Annotated in this window: 9 protein-coding genes, 2 tRNA genes and 2 pseudogenes; 6 read left to right on the top strand and 7 right to left on the bottom strand. The window is 72.3% G+C overall.

Going from position 1 to position 14,148, the window contains the following annotated elements; translation table 11 throughout:
• Positions 1 to 34: 34 nt before the first annotated feature.
• Complete coding sequence (locus D9753_RS18180) at positions 35 to 1,261, bottom strand: MFS transporter (RefSeq protein ID WP_121787965.1); 1,227 nt, start codon at positions 1,259 to 1,261, stop codon at positions 35 to 37.
• Between the two features lie 161 nt (positions 1,262 to 1,422).
• On the opposite strand from D9753_RS18180, the gene D9753_RS18185 reads away from it, so the two are divergent.
• Entirely contained in the window at positions 1,423 to 2,007 is a 585-nt protein-coding gene (locus D9753_RS18185; RefSeq protein ID WP_121787966.1) for a TetR family transcriptional regulator, read from the top strand.
• A 102-nt stretch (positions 2,008 to 2,109) separates the two neighbouring features.
• On the opposite strand, the gene D9753_RS18190 is transcribed toward D9753_RS18185, so the two are convergent.
• Both D9753_RS18190 and D9753_RS18195 read right to left on the bottom strand, forming a co-directional pair.
• The gene (locus D9753_RS18190) at positions 2,110 to 7,140 is read right to left on the bottom strand and encodes a PAS domain-containing protein (protein ID WP_121787967.1); all 5,031 of its coding nucleotides are present in this window, start codon (positions 7,138 to 7,140) and stop codon (positions 2,110 to 2,112) included.
• 333 nt (positions 7,141 to 7,473) lie between these two features.
• Positions 7,474 to 7,941, bottom strand: a complete 468-nt coding sequence (locus D9753_RS18195) for an SSI family serine proteinase inhibitor (RefSeq protein ID WP_121787968.1) — start codon at positions 7,939 to 7,941, stop codon at positions 7,474 to 7,476.
• A gap of 200 nt (positions 7,942 to 8,141) precedes the next feature.
• On the opposite strand from D9753_RS18195, the gene D9753_RS18200 reads away from it, so the two are divergent.
• Together D9753_RS18200 and D9753_RS18205 are read left to right on the top strand one after the other, a co-directional pair.
• Positions 8,142 to 8,232 (top strand) — tRNA-Ser (locus tag D9753_RS18200).
• A gap of 203 nt (positions 8,233 to 8,435) precedes the next feature.
• Positions 8,436 to 8,508 (top strand) — tRNA-Arg (locus tag D9753_RS18205).
• Between the two features lie 107 nt (positions 8,509 to 8,615).
• Here D9753_RS18205 and D9753_RS18210 read toward each other — a convergent pair.
• From D9753_RS18210 to D9753_RS18220, 3 genes and pseudogenes are all read right to left on the bottom strand, one after another.
• The gene (locus D9753_RS18210) at positions 8,616 to 8,906 is read right to left on the bottom strand and encodes a site-specific integrase (RefSeq protein ID WP_205614456.1); all 291 of its coding nucleotides are present in this window, start codon (positions 8,904 to 8,906) and stop codon (positions 8,616 to 8,618) included.
• Complete coding sequence (locus D9753_RS18215) at positions 8,836 to 9,705, bottom strand: helix-turn-helix domain-containing protein (protein WP_121787970.1); 870 nt, start codon at positions 9,703 to 9,705, stop codon at positions 8,836 to 8,838. The genes D9753_RS18210 and D9753_RS18215 overlap by 71 nt, the downstream gene beginning before the upstream one ends.
• A 12-nt stretch (positions 9,706 to 9,717) precedes the next feature.
• Positions 9,718 to 10,322: pseudogene (locus D9753_RS18220) on the bottom strand (DUF6879 family protein).
• Positions 10,323 to 10,859: 537 nt separating this feature from the next.
• On the opposite strand from D9753_RS18220, the gene D9753_RS18230 reads away from it, so the two are divergent.
• The 3 genes and pseudogenes from D9753_RS18230 (at position 10,860) to D9753_RS18240 (ending at position 12,427) form a co-directional block, all read left to right on the top strand.
• The gene (locus D9753_RS18230) at positions 10,860 to 11,081 is read left to right on the top strand and encodes a hypothetical protein (RefSeq protein WP_121787972.1); all 222 of its coding nucleotides are present in this window, start codon (positions 10,860 to 10,862) and stop codon (positions 11,079 to 11,081) included.
• Positions 11,082 to 11,197: 116 nt separating this feature from the next.
• A pseudogene (locus D9753_RS18235) lies at positions 11,198 to 11,698 on the top strand (hypothetical protein).
• Positions 11,699 to 11,770: 72 nt separating this feature from the next.
• Positions 11,771 to 12,427: a class I SAM-dependent methyltransferase gene (locus D9753_RS18240; RefSeq protein ID WP_121787973.1), complete on the top strand. Its 657-nt coding sequence runs from the start codon at positions 11,771 to 11,773 to the stop codon at positions 12,425 to 12,427.
• Positions 12,428 to 12,655: 228 nt separating this feature from the next.
• Here D9753_RS18240 and D9753_RS18245 read toward each other — a convergent pair whose 3' ends face one another.
• Positions 12,656 to 14,083 (bottom strand): IS1182 family transposase, encoded by a 1,428-nt coding sequence (locus tag D9753_RS18245; RefSeq protein WP_449455869.1) that lies wholly within the window; start codon positions 14,081 to 14,083, stop codon positions 12,656 to 12,658.
• Positions 14,084 to 14,148 lie beyond the last annotated feature (65 nt).

A 14,148-nucleotide genomic window follows, 5' to 3' on the forward strand; every position in this document is an offset into this window, starting at 1 on the left:
ACCGGGGCAACCGCTCTTGCCGGGCCGACCGCTTCTACCGGGCCGACCGCTCCTGCCGCCCCGGCCGGCTCGCCGTGCCCGCCCAGCCCAGTGCCAGCCACACACCCGCCACCGCGCACACCCCGCCCCAGCCCCAGTGGCCGAAGGCAGGGCCCGCGGCGGCCGAGGCGAGGGCGCCGCCGGCGAAACCGGAGACGACGTAGGCGGTGTTGGCGGTCGCCGGGGTGGAGGTCGTGGTCAGGGCCAGGGTCTGGTTGGCGACGTGGGAGGCGACCAGGGCGGCGTGGATCGCGATCGCCGCGGCGCACAGCGCGACCAGCACCTGTCCGCCGAGCCAGAACAGCGGCACGGCCACCGCGGCCAGCAGATACGCGGTGCCCACGACCCGCGCGGCGCCGAACCGGTCCACCAGGCCGCCGGCCAGCGGCGCCACCGCGGTGGAGGTCAGTCCGAAGAGGCCGAAGAACCCGGCGGTCGCGGTGGACAGGCCGTACGGGGGGCCGGTCAGCAGCAGCGCGAGAGTGGTCCACAGAGCGCTCCACGCGCCGAACATCCCCGCCTGGCGCAGGCACGCCCGCCACAGGTCGGGCGAGCGGCGCAGCAGCCCCGGCAGCTCGGCGATGCCCGAGAACAGGGCGCCCCGCCGGGTCCGCCGCTCCGTCGGCAGGGCGAGGGCGGTGGCCAGTCCCAGGGCGAGGGTCAGCACCGCGGAACCGGCGAACACCCAGCGCCAGCCGAAGGACTGCCCGGCGAGACCGCCGAGGACGCGCGCCGCGACGATCCCGGTGAACAGTCCGGCTATGACGGCCGCGACATGCCGGGCGCGCCGGTCGGCGGGGGCGCGTTCGGCGACCAGCGGGACGAGCAACTGCGGGACGACGGTCGCGGCGGCGGCGGCGAACACGGCGGCGGCGAGGGCCGCGGTGCCGGGAGCGACGGCGGCGACGACCAGGGCCACCGTGGTGGCGACGGAGAGGCCCGCGACGAGCGGGCGCCGGTTGACCCGGTCACCGAGCGGGGCGAAGAAGAGCAGCCCGGCGGCGTAGCCGAACTGGGCCACGGAGGCGATCCAGGTCACGGCCGAGGGGACCGTGCCGAAGTCGTGGGCGATGAGGGGGAGCAGCGGGGCCGCGAGATAGATGTTGGCGGCCGTGACGGCGGTGCAGACGGCGATGAGGAGGAGGAGGGAGCCGGAGGCGGGCCGTTCGCGTGCGGGAACCCGGACCTCGGGTGCCTGCTGGGTGCTGGTGGCTGTCGGCATGGGCGGAGCTACTCCTTGGGAACCGGCTCGCGTGACGGACGGGGCGCACACAACTAACTGGTTGGTTGGAACTATGCAACAGCGTGCCCGGCCCCCGCATTCCCGTCAATCATGGCAACCAAATAGTTGGTTACCCGTCGCCCGCGCTCTACCCTGTCCGCATGGGCACAGTCAGGGACCCCGAGGCCACCAGGACCCGCATCTTCGACGCGGCGCTCGCCGAGTTCGCCCGGCACGGCATCGCGGGCGCCCGCATCGACCGCATCGCCGAGCGGGCGAAGGCCAACAAGCAGCTCATCTACGCCTACTTCGGCAACAAGGCGGAGCTGTTCACCCGGGTCCTGGAGAGGTCGATGCTCGACCTGGCCGTCGCCGTCCCCGTGGACCCCGACGACATCGAGGGCTGGGTCGACCGCGTGATCGACTACCACGCGGCGCACCCCGAAGTGCTCCGCCTGCTCTTCTGGGAGGGCCTGGAGTACGGCGCCGACACCGAACTGCCCGATGAGAACGGGCGCCAGGAGCACTACCGCCAGAAGATCGACGCGCTCCGCGACGGCCAGGAACGGGGCGTGATCACCGACGCGATCCCGGCCCGCGACCTGCTTTTCCTCCTCATCGGCCTGGCCAACTGGGCCGCCGTCGTCCCGCAGATGCGCCGCATCGTGGTGGGCACCGAGGACGCCGACCGGGACCGCCTGCGCGCCTCGGTCAGGGAAGCGGCCCGACGCCTGGTCGCCGGCTGACCCAGACGCCTGGTCGCGGTTGACCCCGGCGTTCCGTGCGGGTGGCGTCCGGTGCGGCCGGCTGCTCGCCGCGCGGCCGGCCGGCTCCGGCGCCCCGGGCGGCTAGTTGGTCCCGATCCGTGCGAGCAGGTCGACGATCCTGCTCTGCACCTCGGTGCTGGTGGACCGCTCGGCGAGGAACAGCACGGTCTCGCCCGAGGCCAGCCGGGGCAGGTCGGCCTGCTCGACGGCGGCGGTGTAGACGACGAGCGGGGTGCGGTTGAGCTGCCCGTTCACCCGCAGCCAGTCGATGATCCCGGTGTGTCCGGCCCGCCGCAGGTGCACCTGCATCAGGTCCATCACCACCAGGTTCGGCCGGAACTGCCCGGCCAGCGTCACCGCGTCGTCGTCGCTCGCGGCCCGCGCCACCTGCATCCCGCGCCGCTCCAGCGTCGACGTCAGCGCCAGCGCGATCTCCGCGTGCTCCTCGATGAGCAACACCCGCGGCGGATGCTGCTCACTGTCCCGGGGGGCCAGCGCCTTGAGCAGAACGGCGGGATCGGCGCCGTACGCCGCCTCGCGCGTCGCCTGCCCGAGCCCGGCCGTCACCAGCACCGGAACCTCGGCCGCCACGGCGGCCTGCCGCAGCGACTGGAGCGCCGTACGCGTGATGGGCCCGGTGAGGGGATCCACGAACAGCGCGGCGGGGAACGCCGCGATCTGCGCGTCGACCTCCTCGCGCGAGTGCACGATGACCGGCCGGTACCCGCGGTCGCTGAGCGCCTGCTGGGTGGTCACGTCCGGCGCGGGCCACACCAGCAGCCGGCGCGGGTTGTCCAACGGCTCCGGGGGCAGCTCGGCGTCCATCGGCTGCGGGCGCGGGGTGTCCGCCACCTCGACGGCACCGCCGGGCCCGTCCAGCGGCTCCGGCCCCTCGGCGGCGTCGGGCTCCGGAGCCCCTATGGCGTACGACCGCCCGATCCCCTCGGTCCCCGGGGCCGGCCGGGACGGGGGCAGGGGCGCCTGGCCGCCCAGCGACGGCTGGGCGGGCGCCGGTGCGGCCGACGGGTGCGGTCGGCCCGACTGCTCCGGCTGCGGTGCCGTACGCGCGGCCGGGTCGGGAGGCGTACCCAGCCTGCGCCGGCGGCCCGAACCACCCGGGGCGTGCGGAGGCGGCGTGGCCGTCGGCTGCTGCACCTGCGCGGCCTGCCGCGCGAACGGTACGCCCTGTCCGAGCGTGCGAACGCTGATCGCCCGCCCCTGCGTCGAGTCGGGGTCGACCGGCGCGCCACCCGCGGCCTCCGCGGGCAACGGCTGCGCGGCCCGCTGCGGCCGTCCACCGGGCAGCGCCGTACCGGGTGCGGACGTCCCCGCACCGCCGGTGTCGCCGGCACCCGGCCACTGCCGGGGGGCACCGGACGGCACGGGCGGGGTCTGCCCCGCCGCTGCCTGCCCGGCCCCGGTCGCCGTGGGCAGCGGATGGGCGCCCGGCGGCGGTACGACCGGGCCGCCGGCGGACGGCGTCCCCGGCTGCCCGGCCGGAAGCTGTGCTGCCGGGGCCTGGGCGGCTACGGACTGGCCGGGCGCGCCCTGGGCCGGTACGGCGGTGGCCTGGTGCCGGGCCTGGGGGACGGAGGCGGGCGGCGCGGCGGTGCCGTGGGCCGGAGCAGCCGACGGCTGTGCTCCCTGGGGGCCGGGCCCGGGCCGGCCGTGCGCCGTGCCCTGGGCGGGAACGACGGGGTGGGTGGCCGTCGCCGGCAGGCCCGGGGCGGCGGCACCGGGCTGGGTACCGGGGCCCGGCTGCGCGGCGCCCGGAGCCGCGGCCTGCGGCTGGCTCGCGGGCGGGACGGGACCGGCCTGGACCGGGATGCCCGCTCCGGCCGTACCCTGCGCCGGAACGCGGTGTCCCGGGACCTGCTGACCGGGAGCAGGCGGCGGTACGGCGGTGTCGTGCGGGCCCTGGCCGGGGGTGACCGGCGCCACCGCAGGCACCGGCACCGGCTGGACGGGGGGCGCCTGCCCAGGACCCGTCTGTCCGGGACCCACTTGTCCTGTGGCCGACTGTCCGGGAGCCGTCTGTCCGTGGACAGCCTGTGCCGGGACGGTCGCGGGCGCGGTCCCCGGCGCCACCGCCCCGGCGGGCCCGGCCGGCTGGGCCACGGCCCGGCGGCGCCGGCCGGTCGGGGCGCTGGTCGGGTGCGCCTGCGGTGGGGTGTGGTCCTCGGACTGGTCGAGCGGTACGGCGTCGTGCCGGCCGTCTTCACCCGGGAAGCCCGGGAAGCCCGGGAAGCCCGGGGTGGGCGGGACGTCCGGGGTGCCCGGGACCCCCGTGACGGACACCGGCTGCTGCGCGGGCATCTGCGCCTGTCCGGGCACCGGCCCGGCACCGGCGGCCTGCGGTTGACCGGCATCGGCACCCGGAGCCGCGGGGGCCGCGAGGGGGGCGGGAGTCAGGGGGGCGTCCGTGCCCGGCTCCCCGGGGACACCGGCGTCCGCCACCCCGGGAGCGACAGGACCCGGAACCGGTGGCCCCACCGGACCCGCTACCGGCGCCACCGGACCGGGACCCGCTACCGGCATCGGCGCCGGGCCCGTACCCGGAGCCGCCGCGTCCGCCGTGTCAGGCGCGTCGACCGGGTCCGCGTAGTCCGGGGCCCGGTCGGCCTCGGCCGGGGGCAGGGCGAAGACCGCACGCGGGTTGTCCGCACCCGCACCCGTACTGGCCCCCGCCTCCTGAGCCGCCGCCGCCCGCTCCGCCGCCGCGGCCAGCGCCCGGCGGCGCCGCCCGGTCGGCTGCCCGTCGTCGTGGACCGCCTGCGCACCCTCTCCGGGAGGAACGTCCGCACCGCTCGCCGGGACCGCGTGCGACGCGCTGCCTGCCGCGGGAAGGGCCGGCGGCAGGGCAGCCTGCGGGGCGCCGTCGCGGCGGGCGCGCCGGCCCGTGGGCACGGGTACGCCCTGCGGCGGGACGGTCCCACCGAGTCCCGTACCGGAGGCGGCCGCCCCCGCGGCATGCTCGGCCGCGGTCACCACCGCCCCCTCGGTCACGCTCTCGACCATGCCGACCATGCCGACCATGCCCGTACCGCCGGCCTCGCCGGCAGGTGAACCGGCACCGGCAGCACCGTCACCCGCGTCGATGTCGGCGTCGATGTCGGCGTCGATGTCGGAGGGCCGCCCACGGCGTCGCCCGGTGCCGCCGGGCTCGGGCGTGATCTCCACGGCCTCCGCCGGTACCGCGGCCGGCAGTGCGGCCGGCTCCCCGGCGGGGGCGGCGGCCCGCCGCCGGCGTCGCCCGGTCGGCAGGGGCGCGTCCGCGTCACCGGCGTCAACCGCGCCGGCGACGTCACTCTCCAGGAAGGCGTCCGTGGAGCCCCGGCGCGCCCGCCGCCGCCCGCCGCCGGCCCCCTGCTCACCCATGCCGGCATCGTCGGCACCACCCTCACCGAAGGTGCCCGGCGCCTGCCCGCCCGGGGCCGCCTGGCCCGGGAGCGCCAGCCGTGCCGCGACCCCGGCGACCGCGCCCGCTCCGCCGCCGAGCGGCACCTCGAGCACGTACGCGCTGCCGCTCATGCCCGGCACCTCGTGCGTCTGGAGGACACCGCCGTGGGCGCGCACGATCCCGCGCACGATCGGCTCGTGCACGGGGTCTCCGCCCGCGTACGGCCCGCGCACCTCGATGCGTGCGACCTCTCCGCGCTGCGCCGCCGCCACGACGACCGTGTTGTCCAGATAGCCGCCCGCCGAGACGGGCGTGTTGCCCGTGGCGTCGACTCCGGCGACATCCGCCACGAGATGCGCGAGCGCGGTGGCGAGCCGCTGCGGGTCGACCTCCGCCTCGATGGGCGGCGCGTGGACGGCGAACTGCACCCGGCCCGGCCCGATCAGCTCGACGGCACCGTCCACACCGGCGGCGACGACGGCGTCCAGCAGCACCTTCGTACGGGTGATGTTCTCGGCGCCCGTGTCCAGCCGCTGGTATCCGAGGACGTTGTCGATCAGCGTCGTGATGCGTGAGTAGCCGGCCGAGAGATGGTGGAGCACCTGGTTGGCCTCGGGCCAAAGCTGCCCGGCGTCGTCGGCGGCCAGCGCGGCCAGTTCGCGGCGCAGTTCGTCGAGCGGCCCGCGCAGCGACTGCCCGAGCAGCGTGAGGAGCTGCTCGTGCCGGCCGGCCAGCGCCTCGTACCGGTCCTTCTCCCGCTCGGCGAGCGACGCGTACCGGTCCTTCTCCCGCTCGGCGAGCGAGGTGTACCGCTCCTCGCCGGCCGCGATCTCCTCCGCGTGCTGCTCGCGCAGCTCCTCCAGCTCGGTGACGTGCTGCTGGCGCAGTGCGGTCAGATCGGAGGCGTGCTCCTCGGAGAGCCGCTCCAGCTCCTCCGCGTGCGCCTTCTCCAGCGCGGCCTTCTCCTCCGACAGGGAGTCGAACGGCCGCCGGTCGGCGAAGGTCATCACGGCGCCGACGAGCTGGTCGCCGTCCCGTACCGGCGCGGTGGTCAGATCGACCGGCACCTTCCGGTCGCCCTTGGCCCACAGCGCCTGCCCGCGCACCCGATGCTTGCGCCCGGAGCGCAGGGTGTCGGCGAGCGGCGACTCCTCGTAGGGGAACGGCGAGCCGTCGGCACGCGAGTGCAGCACCAGGGTGTGCAGCTCCTTGCCGCCCAGTTCACCGGCCCGGTACCCCAGTATCTGCGCGGCGGCCGGGTTGACGAGCACGATCCGCCCGTCGGTGTCCGTGCCGACGACGCCCTCCGACGCGGCCCGCAGGATCATCTCCGTCTGCCGCTGCGAGCGCGCCAGCTCCGCCTCGGTGTCGACGGTCCCGGACAGGTCCCGGACCACGAGCATGAGCAGCTCGTCACCGGTGTAGCCGTAACCGTCGTACGCCTGCTGCCCGTTCTCCAGGTTCGCGCTCGTGACCTCGACCGGGAACTCGGTCCCGTCGGTCCGCCGCGCGACCATCCGCGTCGGCTTCGTACGCCCGCGGGGATCCATGTGATCGGGCCGCCGCATGGAGCCGGGGATGAGCCGGGAGTCGAACTGCGGCAGCAGATCGAGCAGCCCGCGCCCGACGAGCGCGGTCCCCGGCGCCTCGAAGGCCTCCAACGCGATGGTGTTGGCGTTGACGACGGTTCCGTTGGCGTTGACCAGGACCAACGGCGTTGACCAGGACCAACGCGTCCGGCAGCGCGTCGAGTATGGCTGCGAGGCGAGCAGCGCCTCGGGATGGCCTGCTGCTCACGAGACGCCTTCCTCCCTGTTACCGCACCTTGCCGACCGCTCCGGCCATATTGCCAACCGGCCCGCGACGTGTCACGCGAGGGAGTCTAAGCGCACGGGTCGTGCCGGCGGCGCCGGATGCGAGGGAGGTCCCACGGGGAAGTGACGCCGAACGTGTGTGACCGTGCGCCCCGGCTCCCCGATCCCTCCCCCGGACCTTTACGGAACCACTGCGTCCGCCAAGCCCCTCCCACACCCCCCGGCCGCCCGCTACGCGCCGGCGCGCGGCAGCAGGGGCACCATCCGGTCCCACCGCTCGATCTGGCACCCGTCACTGCGGTCGTACGAGGCGTCGACCGGGCGTCCGGCCCAGACGCCGGTGACATGGGCGGTGGCCGGGCCGCCGTAGAGGGGGATGCACAGGGCGCCCGGGTCCACCGGCGCGAAGGGATCGCGCCCCCACCGGGTGTTCGTGTCGAGCTCCCGGCAGGCCCCGGCCACGTCCGGGTGACGGCCGGCGCCCGGGTGACAGGACAGCTCGTACGTCCCGTCCCGCCCGGCCCCGGCGTGCCGGACCACGACGGTGAGGTGATCACCCCGGTCCTCGGGCCGGACGGGCGGCGGCATGGCACCGGCCGTGGCGGCGGGTACGGCGGTGGCGAGCGGGAGAAGGGAGGCGGCGCCGGCGAGAGACGCCAGCAGCAGGCGCCGCGCGGCACCCGACAGAAGAGAGGTCATGCCCCGTCCAACGCCGAACCGTCCAGGACGTTGCGCAACCGCCTCCCTTCACTCCTCCGGTCCACCCTCCCGCCCCGCCGGGGAAGGCCTTTGCCCTGCGGCCCGACTGCCTAGTACCGTGGGGGGCGATTGGTGACAGGGCGCTCGCCTGTGTCATCATCTGCACGCACCGATCACGCGCTCGCGTGAGCGGTTGTGCTGGAGGCGTCGCCTAGTCCGGTCTATGGCGCCGCACTGCTAATGCGGTTTGGGTCTTAAAGCCCATCGAGGGTTCAAATCCCTCCGCCTCCGCACCGATCCCGAAGCCCCGGTCCCCAGGACCGGGGCTTCGGTGTTCCCCGGCCGCGATCGCCCCTCCGCCCGGAGCAACGTTTCCGCAGGTCACAAGGGGTATGCGAACCGGATTTCACATGACGGCGGCAGTCATGTAATGTTCTTCCTGTCGCCGCGAGCGGGCCGAAAGGGCCGGGAGCGAAGACAAAACAAAAGAACAAGCACTCGTAGCTTAACGGATAGAGCATCTGACTACGGATCAGAAGGTTGCAGGTTCGAATCCTGCCGAGTGCACAAAGAAACACCAGGTCAAGGCCCTGATTCTCCCAAGTGGAGGTCAGGGCTTTTGCGTTGCGTCTCACGGAATCACTCGTCACTGTACGTGATTGATCAGTTACAGTTCAGCCGAGCAGTTCCATCAGTTTCTCGGAGCCCGCCATGAGCGACTGCGGGTCGGGGTGGACGTGGTTGCGCTTCGTGAAGGCCAGGTCGCTGTGCCCGGCCCACGCCGAGACCACCGTGTCCGGCACGCCACCGTCGGCCATCCACGACAGGCAGGCGTGGCGAGCGTCGTACAGCCGGGTCTTGCGGACTCCGGCGGAGGCCATGAGTTTGTACGCCTCACGCCGCAGCTTGTCCGTCTTCCAGTCCTTGCCGATGTGGAAGGCCTTCGATGAGGTTCTGAGCGTCAACGCCGTACACGGCGGCCTCTCGGAGCGTGTTCCAGCCCCGCAGGTAGGTAGCCACGCTCTCGGCGTCGTCCAGCCACAGCTCTGCATGCCAGTCCTCGGCGATCACGAGCCTGTCATCCAGGATCCAGAAACCGTTGGCTGTCGGGATCTTGAGCGAGGCGCCGAGCGGAATGATCCCCAGCTTCACGGTGTCCATGCCGATGATGCCCGCGAGCCGGTCGAGTTGGCTGGCGAGGACAGACGGAGGACAGATCAGGGCGTGTAGAGCCGCCTCCCACACCAGGGCGTGGAACTTCCGGCCTGCCTCGTACAACCACTCCTGGCGCCGCATACGGGCGCGGACGGCAGCATCTGTGTCGCGGACCGAGCCCTGGAGGTCTGCGTACCGCAGGAAGATGTGACGTGCGTAGTCGGCCGTCTGCAGCATGCCAGGGACGACAGACTCCTCCCAGGCGTAGATGGCCTGGGATCGCCCGACCTCAAGGTTCCAATTGTCTTGCACGGGCCGGTGCCCGGCGGCCAGTTGCCGGCGCCAGGAGCGGATGTGGGACTCAAAGCCCTTGAGCCGGGCGTCCAGTTCATCGAAGACGTCCGGCTGGCCGACGCCTCCGGCCCAGGCCCGTAGGTCTTCGCTGGTGGCGGTCTGCTGGCCGTTCTCCAGCTTGTAGATCTTGGAGTGGGGCCAGCCGAGTCGCTGAGCTAGTTGCGTGCCGGTGAGCCGCCCTCCCGGGGCCGACAGCCGGAGTTCCCTCAAGCGCAGCCCGAGGGCCTCCCTGGCCTGCTGGAAGTCTGTGCTCACTGGTTCCGCTCGCTAGTGGTCGGCGCCGAGGAGCGCCGCGAACTCGTCGTACCGGACGGACCCGTGCACCGCTGCGTCGCGGACCTGGCAGTACCGCAAGACCTCGGCAGGCTCCGTGATGACCTCGACGTCATGGAAGGCGTCCTCGTCATCGAAGCGCAGGACGGCCACCAACCGACTGTCGAAAATCCAGAAGTCTTCCGCGGGCAACCCGGAGCCGCTCCGCGTCCTCGCGCCACAGGTTCCGCACGTCCTCACCCGTCGCCGCGTTGCACTTCGCGTAGTCGAGCAGGAACAACTGTCCCTCTGTCGGCGGGTTGTCGACGACGCGGACCCGCCCGACGTACTTGCCGCTGGCCGTCTGCTGGCGGATGTTCGCGCACCACTCGCTGTCGAGGTCGCACGGGGCCGTGCCGGTGGATCAGCTTGGGCACGCGGGTGACCTTCTTGGGCCCGTGATTGACGAGGAGTTCACGCGGCACGATCACCGCAGTATCTCCGGGACCGAAGTGCTGGAGCTGGGCGATGTCCTCGGGGCCGGTGAGCGGTGTTCCCTGGACGATGATCTCACCGGAGTCGAGATCCTCGTGGGTGTGGGGCCCTGTCGCCACCAGCATCACCGGCGCTGATGCGCCCGCACCACAGCGTGCACCCCCTCGCGTGAGACCACACGAGAACGGTCAGCCAGACTGAGAGAACATTCGAGAACATCGCATCGCGGCCAGTAGCTCCCGTCCTTACCGTCCTGTCCATGGTCACAGCACGCGACGATGTTGATCCCTTCGCAGTCATGGAGTCCCTACAGGCGGCTCCTGATCAGGCACGCATCGTGCTGCCCTCGCTCGGAGTCGATGCCGGCTCGCCCGCTCTTGGGCTCGTGGAACTGGGCCGCGCGCGTGCCGACGTAGCCATGCGACTGGCAGAGGCGCTCCGACATGGCGGCGACGAGTGGGCGGCGCGGGTAGGCCCGGCGAGGACTGCGGTCTCCCGCCCCGGATGACCTTGCGGGTCTACACCGTGGACCGCAAAGGTCGCGTCACGAGCGACTCCGGCATCCACGGCTTCGAGGGCGCCGAAGCCGAAACGGCCACAAGCCTTGGGCAGGAGTTCCCTCCCTGTGCGTGCCCTCACCACCGGGCCATGAGGACAGTGCGATGAGCGCCCCCACCACCGACACCGCCTCATGGTCCCCGGAGTGCGCTCTCGCTCTCCGCCCGGGTTACGAGGACCTGCACGCACAGTGCCGTCAGACGGAGGACGTTCCTCTGCCCTACGCCACCGGACTCCTGCTCGTGCACCGCTGCACCTGCCTGTGCCACGCCTACAACCGCCAGGGCACCACCCGAGTCGCCCGTTCCAGCCAGATGACTCAGTAGCTCCCGCTGGGACGGGATCCGCAAGGCGCCCCCACCGTGCGTCCAGACCTGGACAGGCTGGCAGACGGGGCGGGCTTGAACCGGTACGGCACGACCTGTCTCCGAAGGAGTAGTCCATGACCGTCACGCTCGACCGACCTACGAGCGCCCGCACACGGAACCCGAAGGAACTCCTCAACGCCGTCCAGCCCCACATCAAGCACCTGACGATCAACGTCCTGGACAGCGGCATGACCCTCTGGGACCGTGAGGTCGCCCTGCTGCTGCGCGACCACACGATGGTCCGTGACATGGCCGAGCGCATCCTCGGCAACGCCGTCATGTACACCATTGGCTGCATCGAGCAGCCCGAGGTCCACCTGGGGGTCGGCAAGCTTGTCGACATCGGCGTCCACCGGCTCATCCTCGACACGCCGGTGTGGTGGGCCCTCTGCGACGTGTACAACGAGGGCCGCTACAAGCACCACGCCCCGTTCATCTAGCGCCGCCGCGACGGTCTGTGCCTGCGCACGGCGGACTTCCTGAAGTCCATCGGCTTCGACGTCGACGAGGAGCTGTGGGCGATCGACAGCACGGACTGCTCACCGTGCGACAACAAGGTGCCCGACAGCCACTGAACGGTCCTACCCTCGCTCCTGTCCTCGGTCCCCCCGGAGGACAGGGGCCAGCCCTTTCGAAGAGGAATCGCCTTGCCCGCACAACACGACATCGCCGCCGAGACGGAGCTGTGGGACACCTACGCCGCCTCCGCCTTCGCAGACGACGCGGAGCCGAGCTTCTGCTGGACCCAGTACGCCGGACACGGACCCGGCCCGGAACTACTCGGCAACCCACACACCGTCCTGGAGATCGGCTGCGGCACCGGCCGCGCCCTCGCCCACCTCACTCAGCGCGGCATCACGGCTCGGGGCGTGGACTTGTCTCCCGTCATGGTCGAGAGGACCACCACGAAGTGGGCCAGCACTGGAGCGGAGTTCGTGTGCTCCGAGGTCCTGGAGTACCTGGGCGAGCATGAGGACGCGTACGACGCCGTCTACTCGATCTTCGGAGCCGCCTGGTTCACTGACCCGAGCCGCCTCTTCCCCCTTGTCCGTCAGCGGCTCAACTCCGGCGGCGTCTTCGTCTTCTCACAGCCTCCAGCCATCCCCGGCGCGTACGGGCCCCAGGGCATGTACAAGGGAGGCTTCGCCGGCAAGGCGATGTTCACCTACCGCTACAGCTACCGTCCGGCGGTGTGGAAGCGCATGCTGACACGGGCCGGGTTCGCCACAGCCGACGCGCAGGTCCTCGACGCGCCTCACCCTGGGTACATCGGGACGCTCCTCGTCCGCGCGGTCGTTCCGTGACTTCTCATCCCATGAGAATGCCGTCCCCACCACCCTTGAGAACGGATTCGGTGCCCCAAGATCCTGTCAGTGACTAGGAGCGTGGGTCAGTAACAGGCAACTGGTTGGGAGGCCGTGAGCGGTGAGATCAGTCGCGGTCGTCCGGTTGGCGCCTGTGAGGCAGGGATGAGGTTCTGCCCGTCAGGTGAGCGGCCTGGTAGGGCCGTGACGGGGCCGGGGACCGGCTGATCAGCCGACCACGGTGGCGAGTCCGGCGGTTCCGGCGTGTCGGAAGATCTCGCGGAGGTTGTGGCAGGCGGCCAGCAGGCGCCACTCGCCGCGGGCGCCGTCTTCGCTGCGCAGGAGGAGCCGGCGGCCGCTCTGGCAGGTCATGATCTGGCCGAAGACGGGTTCGACGATGGCCTTGCGGCGACTGTAGGCGGCCTTGCCGGGCCTGGTCCGCAGCTTGCGGGCCATCCGCTCCTTCAGGGTGGCGTTCGCTGGTATCCGTCCGCGCGGTGCGGGCGGGACCTGCTCGTCGTGTGCCAGGCGTCCGGTGGCCATGAACGTATCCGTGTCGCAAACGAGTTGACGGTCCCTCGCGGCGTTGAGATTGGCCTCGGAGCAGTAGCCGGCGTCGACCAGCGCCTGCTTGGGGTGGCGGCCGGTGTTCGCCGCGGACTGGTCGAGCATGGTGGTGTAGTTCAGCGCGTCCGAGGGGTTGGTCGTCACGTCGGCTGCGGTGGTGACCTGGTGCTTCTCGTCCACGACGGCCTGGGCGTTGTAAGCCTGGATGTAGGCGCCGTCGCTGTTCTTCATGATCCGCGAGTCGGGGTCGGTGAAGTTGGCCTGCGCCTTGGGCTTGGGATGCGCCTTCGCGGCGGCCTTGTCCCCGGCGTCGGTGACGGCCTGCTCGTCGCTGGTGCCGCCACGCTCCTGACGGCGGCGTTCCTTGTCCTGGGCGCGGCGGCGTGCCTTGGCGGCGGCCTCGGCCTCGATCTGCGCGCGAGCGGCCTGCAGTTTGGCCAGGCGCTTCTCCCGGCGGTCCAGCTCGGCGGGCAGGTCGGTGTCCTTGCCGTCGGTGCCGAACATCTGGTCCTCGGCTTCGTCGGTGGCCTGCGCATCGGCCAGCAGCGCCTGGGCCTTCGCCTCCAGGGCTGCTGTGTCGGCCTCGATCCGCTCCTCCTTGTCGACCAGGCGGCCGTAGCTCATCGCCTTGTGCTTGGAGGCGTTGGCCTGAAGTTTCGTGCCGTCCAGGGCGACGCGGCCCATCTTGACCATGCCGAGCTTGGTCGCGAGGTGCAGCGACTGGGTGAACAGGGTGGCGAGCGCGTCCAGGTGGCGGCGGCGGAACCGTGAGATCGAGCGGAAGTCCGGGGCTTGGTCGGCGGCCAGGAACCGGAACGCGACGTCGTCGGTGCACTTGCGCTCGATCGCCCGCGAGGAGCGGACGCCGATGGTGCAGCCGTAGATCAGCAGCCGCAGCATCAGCCGGGGGTCGTATGGCGGGTAGCCGCGCTTGTCGGTGTAGTCCGCCAGCACCGGCGAGAGGTCGAGCACCTCGTCGACCAGGTCGGCGACGAACCGGGCGAGGTGGCCCTCGGGCAGCCAGTCGTTCAGCGACGGAGGCAGCAACAGGACCTGGTGCGGGTCGAACGCCCGGAACGTCTTGTCCACCGCCGCCGGACGGCCTCCAGACCGCTTCTTCTCGACCGGCTCGACCTCGAACAGTCCATCCCCAC

It is taken from the genome of Streptomyces dangxiongensis, from assembly GCF_003675325.1.
Classification (GTDB): domain Bacteria; phylum Actinomycetota; class Actinomycetes; order Streptomycetales; family Streptomycetaceae; genus Streptomyces; species Streptomyces dangxiongensis.

Bases quoted from the DNA above. Each gene is read 5' to 3' on its own strand.
- D9753_RS18185 (WP_121787966.1), top strand. From the start codon at position 1,423: ATGGGCACAGTCAGGGACCCCGAGGCCACCAGGACCCGCATCTTCGAC.
- D9753_RS18195 (WP_121787968.1), bottom strand. From the start codon at position 7,941: ATGACCTCTCTTCTGTCGGGTGCCGCGCGGCGCCTGCTGCTGGCGTCT.
- D9753_RS18230 (WP_121787972.1), top strand. From the start codon at position 10,860: ATGAGCGCCCCCACCACCGACACCGCCTCATGGTCCCCGGAGTGCGCT.
- D9753_RS18180 (WP_121787965.1), bottom strand. From the start codon at position 1,261: ATGCCGACAGCCACCAGCACCCAGCAGGCACCCGAGGTCCGGGTTCCC.